Origin of the sequence: Pseudomonas sp. G11 (assembly GCF_029457515.1) — a bacterium.
GTDB classification, from domain to species: domain Bacteria; phylum Pseudomonadota; class Gammaproteobacteria; order Pseudomonadales; family Pseudomonadaceae; genus Aquipseudomonas; species Aquipseudomonas gorinensis.
The window spans coordinates 7,152,501-7,172,547 of sequence record NZ_CP120377.1; the positions used below are offsets into that span (position 1 = coordinate 7,152,501).

Sequence of the window (20,047 nt, forward strand, 5' to 3'; positions counted from 1 at the left end):
ATGCCTTCTTCCCAGCCTGGCAAACATGGGTAGCACCCAGCTCATATATAAAGGTGCGATCAACCACCTCACCATCTATACGCACACCACCCGAACCCAGAAGGTCACGTGCAACCGCCGAGTTCTTCACCAGCCCCGCCTTATTAAGGACAGCCGCGATCGGCATCGCCTCTGCAGCTACCAACTCGATCTCCGGCAAATCATCCGGCAGCTCGCCATCTCTCATGCGATTGCCTGCCGCACGGTGAGCACTGGCAGCTGCCTCCTCACCATGGAAACGCGCAACGATCTCTTCGGCCAGCTTGATCTTCACGTCGCGCGGATTAGCCCCCGCCTCGACCTCAGCACGCAGCGCGTTGATTTCATCCATAGAACGAAAGCTCAACAACTCGAAGTAACGCCACATCAGCGCATCCGGGATAGAAACCAGCTTGCCATACATCACGCCTGGCGCCTCCTGGATACCCACATAGTTACCCAGCGACTTGGACATCTTCTTGACGCCATCCAAGCCTTCCAGCAACGGCATGGTCAGAATGCATTGGGCTTCCTGCCCATATGCACGCTGCAACTCGCGCCCCATCAACAGATTGAACTTCTGATCGGTACCACCCAACTCAACGTCGGCACGCAGAGCCACCGAGTCATACCCTTGCACCAACGGGTAGAGGAACTCATGAATCGCGATAGGCTGGTTGGTGGAGTAGCGCTTGTCGAAGTCATCTCGCTCAAGCATGCGCGCCACGGTGTATTGGGACGTCAGGCGAATAAAGTCGGCCGGCCCCATCTGATCCATCCAGGTGGAGTTAAAGGCCACCTCGGTCTTGGCAGGATCGAGAATCTTGAACACCTGGGTCTTGTAGGTCTCGGCATTATCGAGAACCTGCTCACGAGTCAGTGGCGGACGCGTTGCGCTCTTGCCACTCGGATCGCCGATCATCCCGGTGAAGTCACCTATAAGGAAGATGACCTGATGCCCCAGTTCCTGGAACTGACGCAGCTTGTTTATAAGCACGGTATGCCCAAGGTGCAGATCCGGCGCCGTCGGATCAAAGCCGGCCTTGATACGCAGGGGCTGGCCGCGCTTGAGCTTTTCGATCAGCTCAGACTCGACCAACAGTTCTTCCGCACCACGTTTTATCAGCGCTAGCTGCTCTTCAACCGACTTCATAACAGACCCGCAAGGCTCAGATTCAAAAGGGAACCAACCATACAAGATCAGGGACTAATTACAAGTTTTGCCCTGCGCACGGACACCGTTCAGCAAGCACAGCGTTCGCGAGCTTGCACCACAGATGATTTGGTTATATTTTATACAGTTATTTCATCTTCATCATGTCATTCATCTTTTCCATTTCATCTTCAAAGTCAAAATTACCTATGACCACTGAACCGTCTAAAGCGCCGCCGCTTTACCCGAAGACCCACCTGCTCGCAGCAAGTGGTATCGCCGCCCTTCTCAGCCTGGCGCTCCTGGTATTCCCTTCCAGTGATGTAGAGGCCAAACGAACATCCCTGAGCCTTGACCTGGAAAGCCCGGTTGAGCAACTGACACAAGATCAAGACGCTTCCGACGCACAGCAAGCCACAACTACCGCTACTGAATCACCGTTCGCCCAGATAGAAAGCAGCCCAGAAGACACCCAGCAAGCAGCTAAACCAGCACCTGCCCCGGCAGCAGATGTCGCCAAGAATCCGCAACACCGCGAAGTCATCGTCGCAAAAGGCGATACGTTGTCGACCCTGTTCGAAAAGGTCGGCCTGCCCGCCGCCACGGTTAATGAAGTACTGGCCAGTGACAAACAGGCCAAGCAATTCACCCAACTCAAGCACGGGCAGAAGCTTGAGTTCGAACTGACCCCAGATGGCCAGTTGAATAACCTGCACAGCAACATCAGCGACCTCGAAAGCATCACCCTGACCAAGGGCGCCAAGGGCTTTGCCTTCAATCGTGTCACCACCAAGCCGGTGATGCGCTCTGCTTATGTACACGGCGTGATCAACAGCTCCTTGTCGCAGTCCGCTGCACGCGCCGGCTTGTCCCATAGCATGACCATGGACATGGCCAGCGTATTTGGATACGACATCGACTTCGCCCAGGACATCCGCCAAGGCGATGAATTCGACGTGATCTACGAGCAGAAGGTCGCCAACGGTAAAGTGGTCGGCACCGGCAATATTCTCTCCGCACGCTTCACCAACCGCGGCAAGACCTATACCGCAGTTCGCTACACCAACAAGCAAGGCAACAGCAGCTACTACACCGCCGATGGCAACAGCATGCGTAAGGCGTTTATCCGCACGCCTGTCGACTTCGCTCGTATTAGCTCGCGATTCTCCATGGGCCGCAAGCATCCAATTCTGAACAAAATCCGCGCCCACAAAGGCGTCGACTATGCCGCCCCTCGTGGTACGCCAATCAAGGCCGCCGGTGACGGCAAGGTGCTGCTGGCCGGTCGTCGCGGAGGCTACGGCAATACCGTGATCATCCAGCACGGCAACACCTACCGTACCCTTTATGGCCACATGCAAGGGTTCGCCAAGGGCGTGCAGACCGGCGGCATCGTGAAGCAAGGCCAGGTGATTGGTTATATCGGCACTACCGGCCTGTCTACCGGACCGCACTTGCATTATGAGTTCCAAGTCAATGGCGTACACGTCGATCCATTGGGCCAAAAGCTACCCATGGCCGACCCCATCGCCAAGGCCGAGCGTGCGCGCTTCATGCAACAGAGCCAGCCGCTGATGGCGCGCATGGATCAGGAGCGCTCCACCCTGCTGGCTTCGGCGAAGCGTTAAGACATGGCGCTCTATATAGGGGTGATGTCCGGCACCAGCCTCGACGGCCTGGATATAGCCTTGATCGAACAGGGCTCGGCGATCAAGCTGATCGCCACTCACTACATCCCCATGCCAGGCAGCCTGCGCGCCGAGCTGCTTAGCCTGTGCGCCAGCGGCCCAGATGAAATCGCTCGTTCGGCAATTGCCCAGCAGCATTGGGTGACAGTGGCTGCCCAGGGCATTCATGCCTTACTGGAGCAGCAAGCTCTCAAGCCCCAAGACATTCGCGCGATCGGTAGCCACGGGCAAACCATCCGCCATGAACCCACCCGAGGCTTTACCGTACAGATCGGTAACCCTGCCCTGCTCACAGAGCTGACAGGCATCACTGTGGTCAGCGACTTCCGCAGCCGCGACGTGGCCGCCGGTGGCCAGGGCGCGCCATTGGTACCCGCCTTTCATGAAGCGTTGTTTGGCGAACGCAGCGGCAATCACGCCGTCCTGAATATCGGCGGTTTCAGCAACCTTAGCCTGATCGAGACCGGCAAGCCTGTAGCCGGCTTCGACTGCGGCCCGGGCAACGTTCTGCTGGACACCTGGATTCACCAGCAGCGCGGCGAGCACTTTGATCGTGACGGCCGGTGGGCGGCCGGCGGTAAAGTCGAATCGCAGTTACTCAACACCCTGCTCAGCGACCCCTTCTTTGTCACACAGGGCCCAAAAAGCACCGGACGCGAAGTGTTCAATCGCGAGTGGCTGCAACGACATCTGGCGGGTTTGCCAGCATTTGCTCCCCAGGACGTCCAAGCCACGCTGCTGGAGCTGACCGCCCTGACCATCGTCAAATCCCTGCAAACCGCACAACACCAGACCGAAACCCTACTGGTCTGTGGCGGCGGCGCCCATAACGTTACGTTGATGAGCCGCCTGGCCGCGCTACTGCCGGCGACCCAAGTCAGCAGCACCGCCACCTACGGCGTAGATCCTGATTGGGTAGAAGCCATGGCCTTTGCCTGGCTGGCCCATTGCTGCCTGGAAGGCATTGCTGCCAACCGCCCCAGCGTCACCGGCGCACGCGGTCTTCGGGTACTGGGCGCGATCTACCCCGCCTGACAGCCCTCCAGGATCTGCAGACAGCAAAACGCCGCTTGGCCGATCAAAGCCAAGCGGCGTTTTTGTATCCGCCATCGATCAGATCGAGAACGAAGACCCGCAACCACAGGTGGTGGTGGCGTTAGGGTTCTTTATCACGAAACGCGACCCCTCGAGACCTTCCTGATAATCCACCTCGGCACCTGCCAGGTATTGGAAACTCATAGGGTCTACGACCAGGCTGACGCCCTCGCGCTCGACGATGGTATCGTCATCGGCCACATCTTCATCGAAGGTAAAACCGTACTGAAACCCTGAACAACCGCCGCCCGTAACGAATACGCGCAGCTTCAAGCGATCATTACCCTCTTCATCGACCAGGCTCTTCACCTTGTGCGCAGCACCGTGGGTGAATTGCAAAGCCGTGGGGGTGAAGGATTCAACGCTCATGCTGATAATCTCCCGGCGTAGCGCCGCCATATGCGTAATGGCCGGTATTATCCGCTTCTCCTAGAAAAGCGGTCAACTATTGTTACGGTATATCAATCTGCGTAGCCGCCATTAAAAACACAAAAGGCCCGATGATCGGGCCTTTTGCGCAATAACGGGGAAACCTTACGGCAGCATGCCCGCATGGGACAGGCCCAGCTTCTCATCCAGGCCGAACAGGATGTTCATGTTCTGTACAGCCTGGCCCGACGCACCTTTGACCAGATTATCGATCACGGACAGTACTACCACCAAGTCGCCATCCTGCGGACGATGCACCGCGATACGGCACACATTGGCGCCGCGCACGCTGCGAGTTTCCGGGTGACTGCCAGCCGGCATTACATCGACGAACGGCTCGTTGGCATAACGTTTCTCAAACAATGCCTGCAGATCCACCGAGCGATCGACGACAGTCGCGTACAGCGTGGAGTGAATACCACGGATCATCGGCGTCAAATGCGGAACGAAGGTCAAGCCCACCTCCTTGCCCGCGGCACGACGCAACCCCTGGCGGATCTCCGGCAAGTGGCGATGCCCCTTGACCGCATAGGCCTTCATGCTTTCCGACGTCTCGGAATACAGCGAACCTACCGCCGCACCCCGGCCTGCACCGCTGACACCTGACTTGCAGTCCGCGATCAGGCGCGAAGCATCGGCCAAGCCTGCTTCCAGCAATGGCAGGAAGCCCAGTTGGGTCGCAGTGGGATAGCAACCCGGCACGGCGATCAGGCGCGCCTGCTTGATCTGCTCGCGATTGACTTCCGGCAGGCCGTACACCGCCTCTTCCAGCAGTTCTGGCGCACCGTGCGGCTGGCCGTACCACTTGGCCCACTCATCGGCGTCCTGCAGACGGAAATCCGCCGACAGGTCGATGACCTTGGTGCCCGCCGCCAGTAATTCACCGGCCAGGGCATGGGCGACACCGTGAGGCGTAGCAAAGAACACTACGTCACAGGCCCCCAGGGTCTTGATGTCCGGCACGCTGAACGCCAGGCCGTCATAGTGGCCTCGCAGGTTGGGGTACATATCGGCCACGGCCAGGCCGGCCTCGGATCGGGAAGTGATGACCACCACCTCTGCCTGCGGATGCTGAGCCAACAGACGCAGCAATTCGACACCGGTGTAACCCGTGCCGCCGACGATACCGACCTTGACCATAAACCTGCCCTCAACGAACCCACTGGAAAGCCGTCGATAATAGGGGCCGCATCGTTCTGCGACAACCGCCAAGGTGACGTAAGGACGCATGAGCCACTACTATCTTCAGCTACCGTGAACCTGGGAATAACTAAAAATGCTTTATCTATGGGTCAAAGCCTTCCATATCGTCGCCATCGTGTGCTGGTTTGCCGGGCTGTTCTACCTGCCGCGCCTGTTCGTCTACCACGCGCAAAGCGAGGATACGGTCAGCAAGGAACGCTTCAGTGTCATGGAGCGCAAGCTGTATCGCGGCATCATGGGGCCCGCGATGGTCGCCACCCTTGTGTTCGGCATCTGGCTGATCGCGCTCAACCCCGCCATCTTCCAGATGGGTGCCTGGATCCATGCCAAGCTGACCCTGGTCGTGCTCCTTATCGGCTATCACCATATGTGCGGCGCGCAGGTAAAGCGCTTTGCCCGTGGCGAAAACACCCGCAGCCATGTCTTTTATCGCTGGTTCAATGAAGTCCCGGTTCTGATATTGCTGGCTATCGTAATTTTGGTCGTGGTCAAACCGTTCTAACTTCTAATGACTCGGGGTACCTCCAATGTCGCTGCCCGCTCTGCTTGAACAACGTCTTCGCCTGCCCGTGGTGGCTGCGCCGATGTTCCTGATTTCCAACCCGCAACTGGTCCTGGCGTGCTGTCGCAACGGAGTGGTCGGGAGTTTCCCGGCGCTCAACCAGCGTGAAAGCAGTGGTTTCAAGGCCTGGCTGGAGGAAATCGAAGCGGGCCTGGCTCCGTTGGACAACCCCGCGCCCTACGCCGTGAACCTTATCGTGCACAACAGCAACCCACGGTTGCAGGCTGACTTGGCGATCTGCGTGGAACACAAGGTCCCGATCGTGATCACCAGCCTGGGCGCCGTGAAGGAACTGGTGGATGCCGTGCACAGCTACGGCGGCCTGGTCTTTCACGATGTCACCACGCGGCGCCATGCGGAGAAAGCCGCGGAGGCCGGTGTCGATGGTTTGATCGCAGTCGCTGCGGGCGCCGGGGGCCATGCCGGGACCTGGAGCCCGTTCGCCCTGATCGCCGAAATCCGCCAGTTCTTCGATAAAACCCTGTTGCTGGCAGGTTGCCTCAACCACGGGCACGAAATTCTTGCCGCCCAGGTGCTGGGGGCCGACCTGGCCTATTTCGGCACACGCTTTATCGGCACGACCGAAAGCCACGCCCCGGATGCTTATAAAGAGATGCTGCTCACAGCGCGCGCCGCCGACATCGTGCACACTCCTGCGGTCTCGGGCGTCCCCGCCAGCTTTATGCGCCAGAGCCTGGAAAATGCCGGTTTCGACCTCGCCGCCCTGCAAGGCAAAGGCGAAGTCAACTTCGGTTCCAAGCTCAAGCCGTTGAGCGATGAGGCCAAGGCCTGGAAGACCGTGTGGTCCGCCGGCCAGGGCGTCGGAGATATTGATGATTTACCCAGCGTCGATGAACTCGTTGCCCGCCTGGATGCCGAATACCGCAAGGCGCGCGAGCAGGCGGCACAACTGCGCTGGCCACGCTGACCCAATTGTCAGGCCTGCCAATCGAAGCAGGCTTGCCCCACCCTCCCTGATTAAGTGACAAGGATGCCTGCATGAGCGACAACCGTTTCAAGATCGTGTTTGACGGAGCCTTGCTCCCAGGTGTCGAAAGCACCACGGCAAAACTCAACCTCGCCGAGCTGTTCAAAAGCGACGTCGAGGCCATCGAGAAGCTTTTTACCGGCCGCCCGGTTGCGTTGAAACGCGACCTTTCCCGGCCTGACGCAGAAACCTACCTGACTGCACTGCACAACGCTGGCATCGATGCGCGCATCGAAGCCGAGCAGCCTGTAGCCTTCAGCTTGGCTGAAACTCACGAGACGGATTCGGGCGCTACGGACTTCTCCCGACCTGCCGCTTCGCCCTACGCTCCACCACGCGCTGCCGTAGGTGATGACTTGCCGGAGTATTCCAGCCTCAAGGTCTTCACCATCAATGGGCGCATCGGCCGTCTGCGCTACCTGGCCTGGACGCTGGTGCTGACGGTTGCGATGCTCGTAGCAGCAGGCATCCTCAGCACCGTGGGCTTCGCGATCGCGACCGCTTCGCCAACGATCGCCGTTATTCTCGGCTCGCTGCTGGGGTTCGCGCTGTTTGTTGCGCTTGTCGTCGTGAGCGTGCAAATCGGCGTGCAACGCCTGCACGACCTGGGCTGGTCCGGCTGGTTGTACCTGCTGAACCTGGTTCCGCTGGTGAACAGCGTCTTCCCGCTTCTGCTGTTGGTACTGCCCGGTAACGCCGGCGCCAACCAGTACGGCGCGCCACCTCCGCGCAACTCCACGGCGGTGAAAGTGCTGGCCTCCCTATGGCTGGCGTTTATCCCATTGGTGCTCATCGTCGTGGTGACCCTGGGGATGAATGGCTACCTGAACCAGCTCGAAGCCAACGTGGACAGCAGCTACGAAAGCAGTTCCCTCACCTCCGATGACGACGCCGATCAAAGCGTGATCGTCGATGAAGAAGACGTGCAAAGTGCTGACGAAGCGGCCGAACCTGTAGACTCTCCAGAACAGTGAAGAAACGCCCGCCGCCTGTGATGCCTCTGTCACAGGCTCGGCGGCGTTGCGATGGAGAAAGGCATGACCCGTTACGCTCTGATCACCGGCGCCTCCAGCGGCATCGGCCTGGCCTTGGCCGAAGCACTGGCCCGTCGCGGCCGCAGCTTGATTCTGGTGGCCCGCCAGCGTGATCAGTTGGAAAGCATTGCAATCGAATTGACTCAACGCTTTGGCGTCGAGGTGCTGTTTCGTGCCTGCGACCTGGGCGAGCCACTGCGCTTGTCCGGGTTCCTGCTGGAACTTGAAGAAGGCGAACGGCAGATCGACTTGCTGGTTAACTGCGCCGGCATCGGCACCAGCGGACCGTTCCTGGCCCAGGACTGGATGACCGAGCAGGACCTGATCGAAGTCAACATCCTCGCACTGACGCGCATGTGTCACGCCCTTGGCAATGCCATGGCGTTGCAAGGCGGCGGGCAGATACTCAATGTCGCCTCGGTTGCGGCGTTCCAGCCCGGCCCGTGGATGAGCAGCTATTACGCCAGCAAGGCGTATGTGCTGCATTTTTCCGAAGGTTTGCGCGAAGAATTGAAGACCTGTGGCATCAAGGTCTCGGTGTTATGCCCCGGCCCGACACGCACGGCGTTCTTCGGCACCGCGCAAATGGACACTGCCAAGCTCGATCGCAGCCAGCAGCTGATGAGCCCGGAAGAAGTGGCCCTCTACACCGTACGCGCACTGGAAAAGAACAAAGCCATCATCATTCCCGGACGGCGCAACCGCTGGCTGGCCTTCAGCCCGCGCTTCAGCCCACGCTGGCTGACCCGCAAGATTGCCGGCGCGATCAACAAGGCCTATTGCCCACGCTGACCGCCTGAGTACACTCACCCTGCACATTCATATGGAGAAACAGCTGTGGATACTCTGTTCACCAAAATCATCAACAGAGAAATACCCGCGAAGATCATTTACGAAGATGACCAGGTCCTCGCCTTCCACGATATCGCCCCACAGGCGCCGGTACATTTCCTGGTAATCCCGAAGAAACCCATCCGCACCCTGAATGACCTGGGCGAAGACGACAAAGCCCTGGCTGGCCATATTCTGTTTACCGCCCAGCGCCTGGCCTTGGAACTGGGCTGCGAGAAAGGTTTCCGGGTAGTGATGAACTGCAATGAAGAAGGTGGACAGACCGTTTACCACATCCATATGCACGTACTGGGTCAGCGCCAGATGAACTGGCCGCCGGGCTGATACCCCACGATCGACGGGTCGCAGCCCAGCGCGTGCGACCCCATGCCCTTGACTCAACGCAAACGCTTCGCCCTCTCTTGCGGTAAACTGGCCGCCGAGATTCTTCCCGGAGGTCAGCATGACTACCCAACGTCACTACTCGCCGATTGACCGTCTGTTGCTACAAGCCGATACGGCCATGCGCACACTGTTGCCCTTCAGCGGCGCACCGTACCGCCCGTCGCCGGCCATCGTGCAACCCGACGCGCAGATGAGCGAGACCGACACCCGCCACGTCGCCGGCCTGATGCGCATCAACCATACCGGTGAAGTCTGTGCCCAGGCGCTGTACCAGGGCCAGGCTCTGACCGCCAAGCTGCCGCAAGTGCGCGCAGCCATGGAGCATGCGGCCGAGGAGGAAATCGACCACCTGGCCTGGTGCGAGCAACGTATTCGCCAACTCGGTAGCCACCCCAGCGTACTGAACCCACTGTTTTATGGCCTGTCGTTCGGAATTGGCGCTGCCGCCGGCCTGATCAGCGATAAAGTCAGCCTCGGTTTTGTCGCAGCGACAGAACATCAAGTTTGCAAGCACCTTGATGAGCACCTGGAACAACTGCCGGCCGAAGACGAAAAATCCCGAGCGATTCTTGAGCAAATGCGCACCGATGAAGAACACCATGCGCAAAGTGCCCTGGATGCCGGTGGCTTCCGCTTCCCCGCGCCGGTGAGGTTTGGCATGAGCCTGCTGGCCAAGGTCATGACCAAAAGCACCTACCGAATCTAGGCCGAAAAAAAGGGCGCTTTCAAAGCGCCCTTCTTTTTGCCGTTACGGCGATCAGCCCAACTCGATGATTTCGTAATCATGAGTGATGGCCACGCCGGCAGCACCGAGCATGATCGATGCCGAGCAGTACTTCTCGGCCGACAGCTCAATGGCTCGCTTGACCTGAGCCTCCTTCAACGCCCGCCCCTTGACCACAAAATGCATATGGATCTTGGTAAAAACCTTCGGGTCTTCAGTGGCGCGTTCGGCTTCCAGGAAGGCTTCACAGCTTTCAACGGCCTGGCGGGACTTTTTCAGGATGCTGACCACGTCGAAATTACTGCAACCGCCCACGCCAAGCAGGAGCATTTCCATGGGGCGTACGCCCAGGTTACGGCCACCGGCTTCCGGTGGGCCGTCCATGACCACGACATGGCCACTGCCCGACTCACCGAGGAACATGGCTTCGCCCGCCCATTGGATGCGTGCCTTCATCGCCCAGACTCCACTGCTAAAAAAGGGTCGCCAGCTTAGCACAGGGGCTTGCAACCACAGCGTTTCCCATGAAAGCGGATCAACAACCGGCCGCGCTCGGTAAATTCGCTAATCGAGTCAGAAAGCGTCTGTTAAGCTGGCGCCAAATCGATGGCGTATTGCCACCCTTCATACAACGTGTATCAATGCCGATACCGCTGAATACAACAACTCCAAATCACCTCGCGCCGCCTTTTCGGGATACAACCATGGTTGCTCTTACTCCCATACCCAAGATCAAGAATCTCGACAAGCTGTTGATGCACTGCCAGCGCCGACGTCACCCGGCCAAGCACAACATCATCTGCGCAGGCGAGCGTTCCGAAACACTGTTCTTCATCATCAAGGGCTCGGTCACTATCCTGATCGAGGATGAAGACGGCCGCGAAATGATCATCGCCTACCTCAATACCGGGGATTTCTTTGGCGAACTGGGGCTGTTTGAACAAGCCGGCAAAGAGCAGGAACGCAGCGCCTGGGTACGGACCAAGATCGAATGCGAAGTGGCCGAAATCAGTTACGCGAAATTTCGCGAATTGGCCCAGCAGGACCCCGATATTCTCTACGCCTTGAGCGGCCAGATTGCCCAACGCCTGCGCGACACCACACGCAAGGTCGGCGACCTGGCGTTCTTTGACGTCACCGGTCGGGTAGCCCGCTGCCTGCTGGAGCTGTGCAAACAACCTGACGCCATGACCCACCCCGACGGCATGCAAATCAAAGTCACGCGCCAAGAGATCGGGCGCATTGTCGGGTGTTCACGGGAAATGGTCGGTCGCGTGCTCAAGGACCTGGAAGAACGCAACCTGGTGCACGTCAAAGGCAAGACGATGGTGGTGTTCGGCACCCGTTAACCCGGCAGGAAGCTGGCCAGCATCTGGCGATACAAGGTGTCCAACCGGCTGATCGCATCCGGCGCGGGGAAAGCTTCGTGCAGCGCGATATGGCTGTCGGCACGCACCCGCTGTTCAAGACCGCAGGCTTCATTGAAACGATTGACCGCCGCAATCAGTTCATCGCGGTCGTTCTCCAGCAACAAGGCACCGTGCACCAACCCCACCGGGCGACCACCACTTTGCCGCCAGCGCTGGGCAGTACCGACCATCTTGCGCCCATTGAGGTTGACGTTGTAACGACCGTCGCAGAACGCACCGTCGATTTCTCCGACGGAGGCATCGCCGCCCAACTCGATGAGTAAATCGCAGATCGGCTGACATAAACGCAGGTAACCGGTTTCGATGCGTGCCTGATCGCTTTCGCTGCGTGGCGGCGCGTAGACCAGCGCGATATTGACCGTAGCGTTGGACTGCGGCACCGGCTCGCCGCCGGTTTCGCGCAGCAACACTGGCCAACCGGCGTCGGCTGAGACTTGGCTGGCGGCTTCGAACGCCGGCAGCCGACTCAAACGTCGGGGCATCACCAAGGCTTGATCACTGGGCTGCCAGAACAGCAGGCCAAACTCCTGCTCACCCGCGCAAACGGCGGTCAACAAGGCTTGCTCGGCGGCAAGGCCTGCTTCAACAAGCATCGACACTGGCTGGATCAACGGGCACCTACCTATCTGAATAAACACAAACCCAAATGTGGGAGGGGGCTTGCCCCGATGGCGGTGTGTCAGTCAAGGATGCTCCAACTGAACCGTCGCCATCGGGGGCAAGCCCCCTCCCACACGTTGATCGCATTTCAAATCAATCGAGAGTGGAACCGCTGACCGCCACGCCACGCTCCGGGAAGAACAGACGCTGCAGTTCCGCCCCCGGGTTCTCGGCACGCATAAAGGTCTCACCCACCAGGAACGAGTACACACCGCTGATTTCCATCAGCTCCACGTCGGCGCGGTTAACGATGCCACTCTCGGTGATCACCAGGCGGTCGCGTGGAATACGCGGCAGCAGGTCGAGGGTGTTTTCAAGACTGACTTCAAAAGTGTGCAGGTTACGGTTGTTAACGCCCACCAACGGTGTGTCGAGGGTCTTGAGTGCACGTTCCAACTCATCGCCGTCGTGCACTTCCACCAGCACATCCAGGCCAACGCTTTTGGCCACGGCCGCCAACTCGGCCATCTTCACGTCGTCCAGCGCGGAGACGATCAGCAGCACGCAGTCAGCACCCAGGGCTCGGGCTTCGACAATCTGGTACGGGTCGATCATGAAATCCTTGCGGATCACCGGCAACTTGCACGCAGCACGGGCTTGCTTCAAGAACTCGTCGGAGCCCTGGAAAAAGTCGATATCGGTGAGCACGGACAGACAGGTCGCCCCGCCCTTCTCGTAGCTGACGGCGATGTCGGCCGGTACGAAGTTTTCGCGGATGACGCCTTTGCTCGGCGAGGCTTTCTTGATTTCAGCGATAACCGCCGGTTGCTTCTGCTTGGACTGGGCGATCAAGGCGTTGGCAAAACCACGCGGTGCGTCAGCGACCTTCGCCTGGCTTTCCAGCTCGGCCAGGCTCACGCGTGCGCGGCGCACGGCGACTTCTTCAGCTTTGCGGGCCAGGATTTTTTCCAGAACGGTCGGGACACTCATCCTTCATTCTCCATCTTGAATACTGCGGTGAATGCTCCCAGCTCTTCGAGCTTTTCACGAGCCAGACCGGTGTGCAGCGCATCGTGGGCCAAGGCCACACCCTCCTTAAGACTATAGGCATGGTCCGCCGCGTAAAGTGCCGCGCCAGCATTCAAAACAATCATTTCTGCAGCTTTTTGGCCGTTCTCGGTCTTGCGACGCCCCAAGGCATCGCGAATCAGTTCCAGCGAGGCTGCCGGGCTTTCCACCGCCAGGCCATGCAGGCTCTGGCTTTTCATGCCCAGGTCTTCGGGCTCGACCCAATATTCGGTGACCTGGTCGTTCTTCAGTTCGGCCACAAAGGTCGGGGCCGCCAGGCTGAATTCGTCCAGGCCATCCTTGGAATGCACCACCAGCACATGCTTGCTGCCCAGGCGTTGCAATACTTCAGCCAATGGACGGCACAGCGCCTGGCTGAACACGCCCACCACCTGGTGCTTCACACCGGCCGGATTCGTAAGCGGGCCGAGCATGTTGAACAGGGTACGCAGGCCAAGGTCCTTGCGCGGGCCGGCCGCATGTTTCATCGCCCCATGGTGGGACTGGGCAAACATAAAGCCGATACCGACGTTATCGATGCAGCGTGCCACTTGTACCGGCGTCAGGTTCAGGTAGATGCCGGCCGCTTCCAGCAAGTCGGCACTGCCGCTTTTGCCCGATACCGCACGGTTACCGTGCTTGGCCACGGTGCAGCCAGCCGCCGCGACCACAAAGGAAGCCGCCGTCGACACGTTGAAAATATTCGCACCGTCGCCGCCGGTACCGACCACATCGACAACACCGTCGAGGGTCTTGAGCGCGACCTTGTCCGCCAGCTCGCGCATCACCGATACCGCGCCGACGATTTCGTCGATGCTCTCGCTCTTCATGCGCATCGCCATCATGAAGGCGCCGATCTGCGCGTCGGTGCATTGACCGGTCATGATTTCGCGCATCACATCGCTCATTTCAGCGGTGCTCAGGTCCAGATGGCCGACGATACGGCTCAGGGCAGTCTTGATATCCATGGAAAGTCCTTAGCGCGTGCCGCCGCTCTGCTTGAGAAAGTTGGCGAACAGCTCGTAGCCCTGCTCGGTCAGGATCGACTCAGGGTGAAACTGCACCCCTTCGATGTTCAGTGTCTTGTGGCGCAGGCCCATGATCTCGTCGACGGAGCCGTCTTCCAGTTGGGTCCAGGCGGTCAGTTCCAGGCATTCTGGCAGGGTTTCGCGCTTGACCACCAGCGAGTGGTAGCGGGTCACGGTCACCGGGTTGTTGAGTGCCTGGAATACGCCCAGGTCTTTATGGAACACCGGGCTGGTCTTGCCATGCATCACCTGCCGCGCACGCACCACGTCACCACCAAAGGCCTGGCCGATGGACTGATGGCCCAGGCATACGCCCAGGATTGGCAGCTTGCCGGCGAAGTACTTGATGGCTTCGAGGGAAATACCCGCCTCGGTCGGCGTGCAGGGGCCCGGCGAAACCACAATGCGCTCCGGGTTCAGGGCGGCGATTTCGGCCACGGTCAGTTCGTCATTGCGAACCACTTTGACCTTGGCACCCAGCTCCCCCAGGTACTGCACAACGTTGTAGGTAAAGGAGTCGTAGTTATCAATCATCAGTAACATGGGGAAACCTCAAGAATTGGGGGTCTGTTCAGCCAGCGCTACGGCGCGGAACATCGCGCGGCGCTTGTTCAGGGTTTCTTCCCATTCGAGGGCCGGCACCGAGTCGGCGACAATCCCGCCACCGGCCTGCACATGCAGCTCCCCGTCCTTGATCACGGCCGTGCGAATCGCGATGGCGGTGTCCATGTTGCCGTTCCAGGCGAAATACCCCACGGCGCCACCGTAGACGCCACGCTTGACCGGTTCCAGCTCATCGATGATTTCCATCGCACGAATCTTCGGCGCGCCCGACAAGGTACCGGCCGGCAGAATCGCCCGCAGCGCGTCCATCGCGGTCAAGCCGGCTTTCAATTCCCCGGTGACGTTGGAGACGATATGCATCACGTTGGAATAACGCTCGATGACCATTTTCTCGGTGAGCTTCACCGAACCGATTTCCGAGACACGCCCCGTGTCGTTGCGGCCCAGGTCGATCAGCATCAGGTGTTCGGCGATTTCCTTGTCGTCGCTGAGCAGGTCTTCCTCGAGCGCCAAATCCGCTTCTTCGGTCGCGCCACGCGGGCGTGTACCGGCGATCGGGCGCACGGTGATCAGGTTGTCTTCAACACGCACCAGCACTTCTGGCGAACTGCCCACCACGTGGAAGTCACCGAAGTTGAAGAAATACATGTAAGGCGTCGGGTTGAAGCAGCGCAGCGCTCGGTACAGATCGATCGGCGCGGCCTTGAAGTCGATGGACATGCGTTGCGACGGCACCACCTGCATGCAGTCACCGGCGAGGATGTATTCCTTGATGGTATCGACGGCGCGTTCGTAATCATCCTGGGTAAAGCTGGAGCGGAACACCGGGTCGGCCGCCGGTGGACGGCTGAGGTCCAGGCCGCGACGCGGGGTGATCGGCTGGCGCAGTTTTTCCAGCAAGGCTTCGAGGCTGGCCAGGCCCTGCTCGAAAGCGTTGGCCTGGGATGGGTCGGCGAGCACGATCGCATGCATCTTGCCGGCGAGGTTATCGAACACCACCACCGCATCGGAGACCATCAGCAGAATGTCCGGCACGCCCAATGGGTCCGGATTCGGGCATTTGCCCAGGCGTTTTTCCACATAACGAACACAGTCGTAGCCGAAATACCCCACCAGGCCGCCATTGAAACGTGGCAGGCCAGGGATGGTCGGCACGTTGTAGCGCGCCTTGAAGGTTTCGACGAAGGCCAGCGGGTCTTCGACATCGTGGCTTTCGATCTCGACGCCATCATGGGTAATGCTCACATGATGGTCATGCACCCGCAGTACGGTGCGGCACGGCAGGCCGATGATCGAGTAACGGCCCCACTTCTCGCCGCCCTGTACCGATTCCAGCAGGTAAGAGTTGGGCTCGTCGGCCAGTTTCAGGTAGATCGACAGCGGTGTGTCGAAGTCGGCCAGGGTTTCGCAGGCCAGGGGAATACGGTTATAGCCGGCAGCGGCCAAACGCAGGAATTCTTCGCGGATCATGGTGTGCCTCGTGGCATGAGGGTCTAACAGTCAGGTATGCAAACGTGCCGCAGGGCGCGGCCAGGATCAGTCAGGCGCGCCAACGCCAGCGGGCCAGGGCCTTGATAACTTTCATCCAGAGTTTGCGAGTGACCACCACGATGGAATTTCCAGAAGGGGACGGATCGGTATCGGGCAACGTTATCTCAGCGCCAGCTCCCAAGCAACCGGGGATTAGCAGTCGCAGGTCATCAATCACCAACGACGGCGACTCTTCGGCGATCGGCCGACCATGGTTGTAGCCGTAACTCAAGGCCACGCACTGCACCCCCGCCGCTTTTGCCGCCAGCACATCACTGCGCGAATCGCCGACAAACAACGACTGCGACGCCGGGATATTGGCCATTTTCATCACAAAAAACAGCGCCGCCGGGTCGGGTTTCTTCTGCGGCAAGGTATCGCCACCGATGATCCAGCGGAAATACCGGCCGATTTTCATCTGGTCCAGCAACGGCGCGACGAAGCGCTCCGGCTTGTTGGTGATCAGGGCCATTTCCACGCCCTGCTTGCTCAGCCATTTGAGCGTGTCGCGCACGCCGGGGTATACCACCGTGAGTTCGTGACTGTCCTCATAAGCAGTGTTGAACAACTCCAGTGCATGCTCGGCCTCGACATCATCCACACCTTCGGCGTCGATATGATTGGCCAGGGCCCGGCGCACCAGCATCTGCGCACCGTTGCCGACCCATTCACGCACCGAGTCGATCCCCACCGGCTTGCGCCCCAGCTTGAGCAGCATCTCGTCCACCGCCGCCGCCAGGTCGGGCACCGAATCGATCAACGTACCGTCCAGATCGAACATCACCAGCCGTGGCAGTTTGCCGGGGAATAACTGCTCAAAGCCGCTCATGGACGCGCCAGCGCCAGTTCGGCACGCATCTTGGCGATCACTTCCTGATAATCCGGGGCATTGAAGATCGCCGAGCCGGCCACGAAGGTATCGGCACCGGCGGCGGCGATTTCGCGAATATTGTTGACGTTGACCCCGCCGTCGATTTCCAGGCGGATGTCACGGCCCGAGGCATCGATCAGCGCACGGGCTTCGCGCAGCTTGTCGAGGGTGCCAGGAATGAACTTCTGCCCGCCGAAGCCTGGGTTGACGCTCATCAGCAAGACCATGTCGACCTTGTCCATCACGTACTTGAGCACATCCAGCGGGGTGGCCGGGTTGAACACCAGGCCCGCCTTGCAGCCGCCCTCGCGGATCAGTTGCAGGGTGCGATCGACATGCAGCGAAGCTTCCGGGTGGAAGGTGATGTAGGTTGCTCCGGCGTCAACGAAGTCACCGATGATACGGTCCACCGGGCTGACCATCAGGTGCGCATCGATCGGCGCGGTGATCCCGTACTTGCGCAACGCGGCGCAGACCATCGGCCCGATGGTCAGGTTGGGCACGTAGTGGTTGTCCATGACATCGAAGTGCACGAAGTCGGCACCGGCGGCCAACACCTTGTCCACTTCTTCACCCAGGCGGGCGAAATCGGCAGAGAGAATCGATGGAGCGATAACGAAGGGCTGCATGACGCACCTTTTTTGAGCTAAATCACGATGGCGCGCATTGTATACCTCATGCTTTGCCCTGCGCACCGTGACCTAACTCAACGGCTAATAGGCCGCTCGATAGATTTTCTCGATATCCGCCGGGCTGAGCTTGCGCGGATTATTGCGCATCAGCCGCTCAATGCCCGCCGCTTCGCAGGCCATGGCCGGGATTGCGTCCTCGGGAACCCCAAAACTGCGCAGGCCCGACGGGATCTCCACTGCGGCACACAGTCGCGTCATCGCATCGACCGCCTGGTCGGCGGCATCGTTGACACTCAGGCCGCTGACGTTCACGCCCATGGCCACGGCGATGTCCTGCATGCGCTCGACACACGCCAGCTTGTTCCAATGCATCACATACGGCAGCAACAGCGCATTACTCACGCCGTGGGCGATGTTGAAGCGCCCGCCCAACGGGTACGCCAGCGCATGCACCGCGCCCACACCGGCATTCCCGAATGCCATCCCGGCCATCAGGCTGGCGGTGGCCATATCGTCGCGGGCCTGCAGGTTGGCCGGGTTCGCGTAGGCCTTGGGCAGCGCCTTGGCGATCAGCTTGATTGCGCCAATGGCCAGCGCATCGGTGATCGGCGAGGCATTCAGCGACAGGTAGGCCTCAATCGCATGCACCAGTGCATCCACGCCACTGGCGGCGGTGACGCTGCGTGGGCAGGTCAGGGTCATTTGCGGGCTGATCAGCGCGACATCCGGCAACAGGAAGTCGCTGACGATGCCTTTTTTCAATTGCGCGACCTTGTCGGAAAGAATCGCCACATTGGTCACTTCAGAACCGGTACCGGCCGTGGTGGGAATGGCGATCAGCGGCGGCCCCTTGCGCGGCACCTGGTCGACCCCGAACAAGTCCGCCAGGGCGCCGTGGTAACCCGCGTACGCCGCCACGCTCTTGGCGATATCGATCGCACTGCCGCCGCCCAGGCCGATCAAGCCGTCATGGCCACCCTCGCGGTACACGCGCATGCAATCTTCGACGATGGCGACTTCCGGGTCGGGCAGCACGCGGTCGAAGATTTCGTAGGTGCGATCGCCCAAATGCTCAATCGCCAGGGCCACGGTGCCCGACTTGACCAGCGCGGCGTCGGTGACGATCAGCGGGTTGTCGATATCCAGCCGCGTGAGCTCGGCAGCCAGTTGCTCGATGGCGCCAGCACCGGTCAGTAGTTTGTGGGCGATCTTGAATGAGGAAGTACTCATGTGCGCGGCCTCTTGTCGATTGTGGGCTAGCACAAGAGTAACTGATCGAAACAGGTTGTCTTCCATTCAACTGCTGAATGGTCACAGTCCCATGCGGGAGGGGCTTTCCCCCTCCTACACTGTGATCTGCGTGGGCTTCAGACCTGTGCGGTGCGCAACTTCTCGCTACGCCCGCGCAGCCATTCCAGGGTCAGCAACAGCAACACCGAGAACGCAATCAGCAAGGTCGCCGCGGCGGCAATCGTCGGGCTGAGGTTCTCACGGATACCGCTGAACATCTGCCGAGGCAAGGTCGCCTGCTCCGGGCCGGCCAGGAACAGCGTCACCACCACTTCATCGAACGACGTCGCGAAGGCAAACAGCGCTCCGGAAATCACTCCCGGCGCGATCAGTGGCAAGGTCACCCGACGAAACGCGGTCAACGGCGAAGCCCCCAGGCTGGCAGCCGCCCGCACCAGGTTATGGTTGAACCCCTGCAGCGTCGCCGACACGGTGATGATCACAAAGGGCACGCCCAACACGGCGTGCACCACGATCAACGAAAAGAAGCTGTTACCCAGGCCCAGCGGCGCAAAGAACAGGTAACTCGCTACACCGATGATCACCACCGGCACCACCATCGGCGAAATCACCAGGGCCATCACCAGCGCCTTGCCGGGAAAATGCCCGCGGGTCAGGCCAATCGCCGCCAGGGTGCCGAACACCATGGCCAGCACGGTGGCCGCCGGCGCGACGATGATGCTGTTCTTCAGCGCGCGCATCCATTCCGCCGAGGCGAAAAAGTCCTGGTACCAGTGCAGCGAGAAGCCTTGCAACGGGTACACCAGGAAACTGCCGCTGTTGAACGACAGCGGGATGATCACCAGCACGGGCAGGATCAGGAACAGCAGGATCAGGCCGCAGAGTATCCGCAAGCTGTAGAACCACACCCGTTCCACCGGTGACATATAAGGGCTCAGCATCG

The 20,047-nt window shown here is 59.9% G+C and carries 22 protein-coding genes (1 of these 22 running past the window's edge); 9 read left to right on the forward strand and 13 right to left on the reverse strand.

Features of this window, described 5'->3' with window-relative positions:
- Positions 1 to 1,171, reverse strand: the 5' portion of a protein-coding gene (gene tyrS, locus P2T68_RS33010) for a tyrosine--tRNA ligase (protein WP_024077686.1). The gene continues 29 nt to the left of window position 1, outside the view; only the first 1,171 of its 1,200 coding nucleotides appear in the window; its start codon is at positions 1,169 to 1,171; its stop codon lies beyond the left edge, outside the window.
- 209 nt (positions 1,172 to 1,380) lie between these two features.
- Here tyrS and P2T68_RS33015 point away from each other — a divergent pair, with 209 nt between their 5' ends.
- The gene (locus tag P2T68_RS33015; protein WP_277378818.1) at positions 1,381 to 2,799 is read left to right on the forward strand and encodes a peptidoglycan DD-metalloendopeptidase family protein; all 1,419 of its coding nucleotides are present in this window, start codon (positions 1,381 to 1,383) and stop codon (positions 2,797 to 2,799) included.
- Positions 2,800 to 2,802: 3 nt separating this feature from the next.
- Complete coding sequence (locus P2T68_RS33020; RefSeq protein WP_102623868.1) at positions 2,803 to 3,894, forward strand: anhydro-N-acetylmuramic acid kinase; 1,092 nt, start codon at positions 2,803 to 2,805, stop codon at positions 3,892 to 3,894.
- Positions 3,895 to 3,972: 78 nt separating this feature from the next.
- Here the strand turns inward: P2T68_RS33020 and erpA are convergent, their stop codons facing one another.
- Together erpA and argC are read right to left on the reverse strand one after the other, a co-directional pair.
- Positions 3,973 to 4,323: an iron-sulfur cluster insertion protein ErpA gene (gene erpA / locus P2T68_RS33025; RefSeq protein ID WP_003176443.1), complete on the reverse strand. Its 351-nt coding sequence runs from the start codon at positions 4,321 to 4,323 to the stop codon at positions 3,973 to 3,975.
- A gap of 165 nt (positions 4,324 to 4,488) precedes the next feature.
- A complete protein-coding gene (gene argC, locus P2T68_RS33030; RefSeq protein WP_024077689.1) occupies positions 4,489 to 5,523 on the reverse strand; it encodes an N-acetyl-gamma-glutamyl-phosphate reductase in 1,035 nt (344 codons plus the stop codon).
- A 136-nt stretch (positions 5,524 to 5,659) separates the two neighbouring features.
- Here argC and hemJ point away from each other — a divergent pair, with 136 nt between their 5' ends.
- From hemJ to coq7, 6 genes are all read left to right on the forward strand, one after another.
- Complete coding sequence (gene hemJ / locus P2T68_RS33035) at positions 5,660 to 6,088, forward strand: protoporphyrinogen oxidase HemJ (protein ID WP_024077690.1); 429 nt, start codon at positions 5,660 to 5,662, stop codon at positions 6,086 to 6,088.
- A 25-nt stretch (positions 6,089 to 6,113) separates the two neighbouring features.
- Complete coding sequence (locus P2T68_RS33040; RefSeq protein WP_024077691.1) at positions 6,114 to 7,076, forward strand: nitronate monooxygenase family protein; 963 nt, start codon at positions 6,114 to 6,116, stop codon at positions 7,074 to 7,076.
- A 71-nt stretch (positions 7,077 to 7,147) separates the two neighbouring features.
- A complete protein-coding gene (locus tag P2T68_RS33045; RefSeq protein WP_024077692.1) occupies positions 7,148 to 8,110 on the forward strand; it encodes a DUF805 domain-containing protein in 963 nt (320 codons plus the stop codon).
- A 63-nt stretch (positions 8,111 to 8,173) separates the two neighbouring features.
- Positions 8,174 to 8,962: an SDR family oxidoreductase gene (locus tag P2T68_RS33050; RefSeq protein WP_024077693.1), complete on the forward strand. Its 789-nt coding sequence runs from the start codon at positions 8,174 to 8,176 to the stop codon at positions 8,960 to 8,962.
- 45 nt (positions 8,963 to 9,007) lie between these two features.
- Positions 9,008 to 9,346: a histidine triad nucleotide-binding protein gene (locus P2T68_RS33055; RefSeq protein WP_024077694.1), complete on the forward strand. Its 339-nt coding sequence runs from the start codon at positions 9,008 to 9,010 to the stop codon at positions 9,344 to 9,346.
- 118 nt (positions 9,347 to 9,464) lie between these two features.
- A complete protein-coding gene (coq7, locus tag P2T68_RS33060; protein WP_024077695.1) occupies positions 9,465 to 10,112 on the forward strand; it encodes a 2-polyprenyl-3-methyl-6-methoxy-1,4-benzoquinone monooxygenase in 648 nt (215 codons plus the stop codon).
- Positions 10,113 to 10,163: 51 nt separating this feature from the next.
- Here coq7 and P2T68_RS33065 read toward each other — a convergent pair whose 3' ends face one another.
- Positions 10,164 to 10,586, reverse strand: a complete 423-nt coding sequence (locus P2T68_RS33065) for an OsmC family protein (protein ID WP_005792019.1) — start codon at positions 10,584 to 10,586, stop codon at positions 10,164 to 10,166.
- A 248-nt stretch (positions 10,587 to 10,834) separates the two neighbouring features.
- Here P2T68_RS33065 and crp point away from each other — a divergent pair, with 248 nt between their 5' ends.
- The gene (gene crp, locus P2T68_RS33070) at positions 10,835 to 11,479 is read left to right on the forward strand and encodes a cAMP-activated global transcriptional regulator CRP (protein WP_024077696.1); all 645 of its coding nucleotides are present in this window, start codon (positions 10,835 to 10,837) and stop codon (positions 11,477 to 11,479) included.
- Here crp and P2T68_RS33075 read toward each other — a convergent pair.
- From P2T68_RS33075 to P2T68_RS33115, 9 genes are all read right to left on the reverse strand, one after another.
- Complete coding sequence (locus P2T68_RS33075) at positions 11,476 to 12,171, reverse strand: lipoate--protein ligase family protein (protein WP_069077176.1); 696 nt, start codon at positions 12,169 to 12,171, stop codon at positions 11,476 to 11,478. The genes crp and P2T68_RS33075 overlap by 4 nt on opposite strands.
- A 142-nt stretch (positions 12,172 to 12,313) precedes the next feature.
- Positions 12,314 to 13,150: an indole-3-glycerol phosphate synthase TrpC gene (gene trpC / locus P2T68_RS33080; protein ID WP_024077698.1), complete on the reverse strand. Its 837-nt coding sequence runs from the start codon at positions 13,148 to 13,150 to the stop codon at positions 12,314 to 12,316.
- Entirely contained in the window at positions 13,147 to 14,196 is a 1,050-nt protein-coding gene (gene trpD / locus P2T68_RS33085) for an anthranilate phosphoribosyltransferase (protein ID WP_069077175.1), read from the reverse strand. The genes trpC and trpD overlap by 4 nt, the downstream gene beginning before the upstream one ends.
- 9 nt (positions 14,197 to 14,205) lie before the next feature.
- A complete protein-coding gene (locus tag P2T68_RS33090; RefSeq protein WP_168232753.1) occupies positions 14,206 to 14,799 on the reverse strand; it encodes an aminodeoxychorismate/anthranilate synthase component II in 594 nt (197 codons plus the stop codon).
- Positions 14,800 to 14,808: 9 nt separating this feature from the next.
- Positions 14,809 to 16,290: an anthranilate synthase component I gene (gene trpE / locus P2T68_RS33095; protein WP_024077701.1), complete on the reverse strand. Its 1,482-nt coding sequence runs from the start codon at positions 16,288 to 16,290 to the stop codon at positions 14,809 to 14,811.
- 70 nt (positions 16,291 to 16,360) lie between these two features.
- Positions 16,361 to 17,179 (reverse strand): phosphoglycolate phosphatase, encoded by an 819-nt coding sequence (locus tag P2T68_RS33100; protein WP_277378819.1) that lies wholly within the window; start codon positions 17,177 to 17,179, stop codon positions 16,361 to 16,363.
- Complete coding sequence (rpe, locus tag P2T68_RS33105; protein WP_024077703.1) at positions 17,176 to 17,850, reverse strand: ribulose-phosphate 3-epimerase; 675 nt, start codon at positions 17,848 to 17,850, stop codon at positions 17,176 to 17,178. The genes P2T68_RS33100 and rpe overlap by 4 nt, the downstream gene beginning before the upstream one ends.
- 84 nt (positions 17,851 to 17,934) lie before the next feature.
- Entirely contained in the window at positions 17,935 to 19,083 is a 1,149-nt protein-coding gene (locus P2T68_RS33110) for an iron-containing alcohol dehydrogenase (protein ID WP_102623871.1), read from the reverse strand.
- Between the two features lie 137 nt (positions 19,084 to 19,220).
- Positions 19,221 to 20,045 (reverse strand): ABC transporter permease, encoded by an 825-nt coding sequence (locus P2T68_RS33115; protein ID WP_024077705.1) that lies wholly within the window; start codon positions 20,043 to 20,045, stop codon positions 19,221 to 19,223.
- Positions 20,046 to 20,047 lie beyond the last annotated feature (2 nt).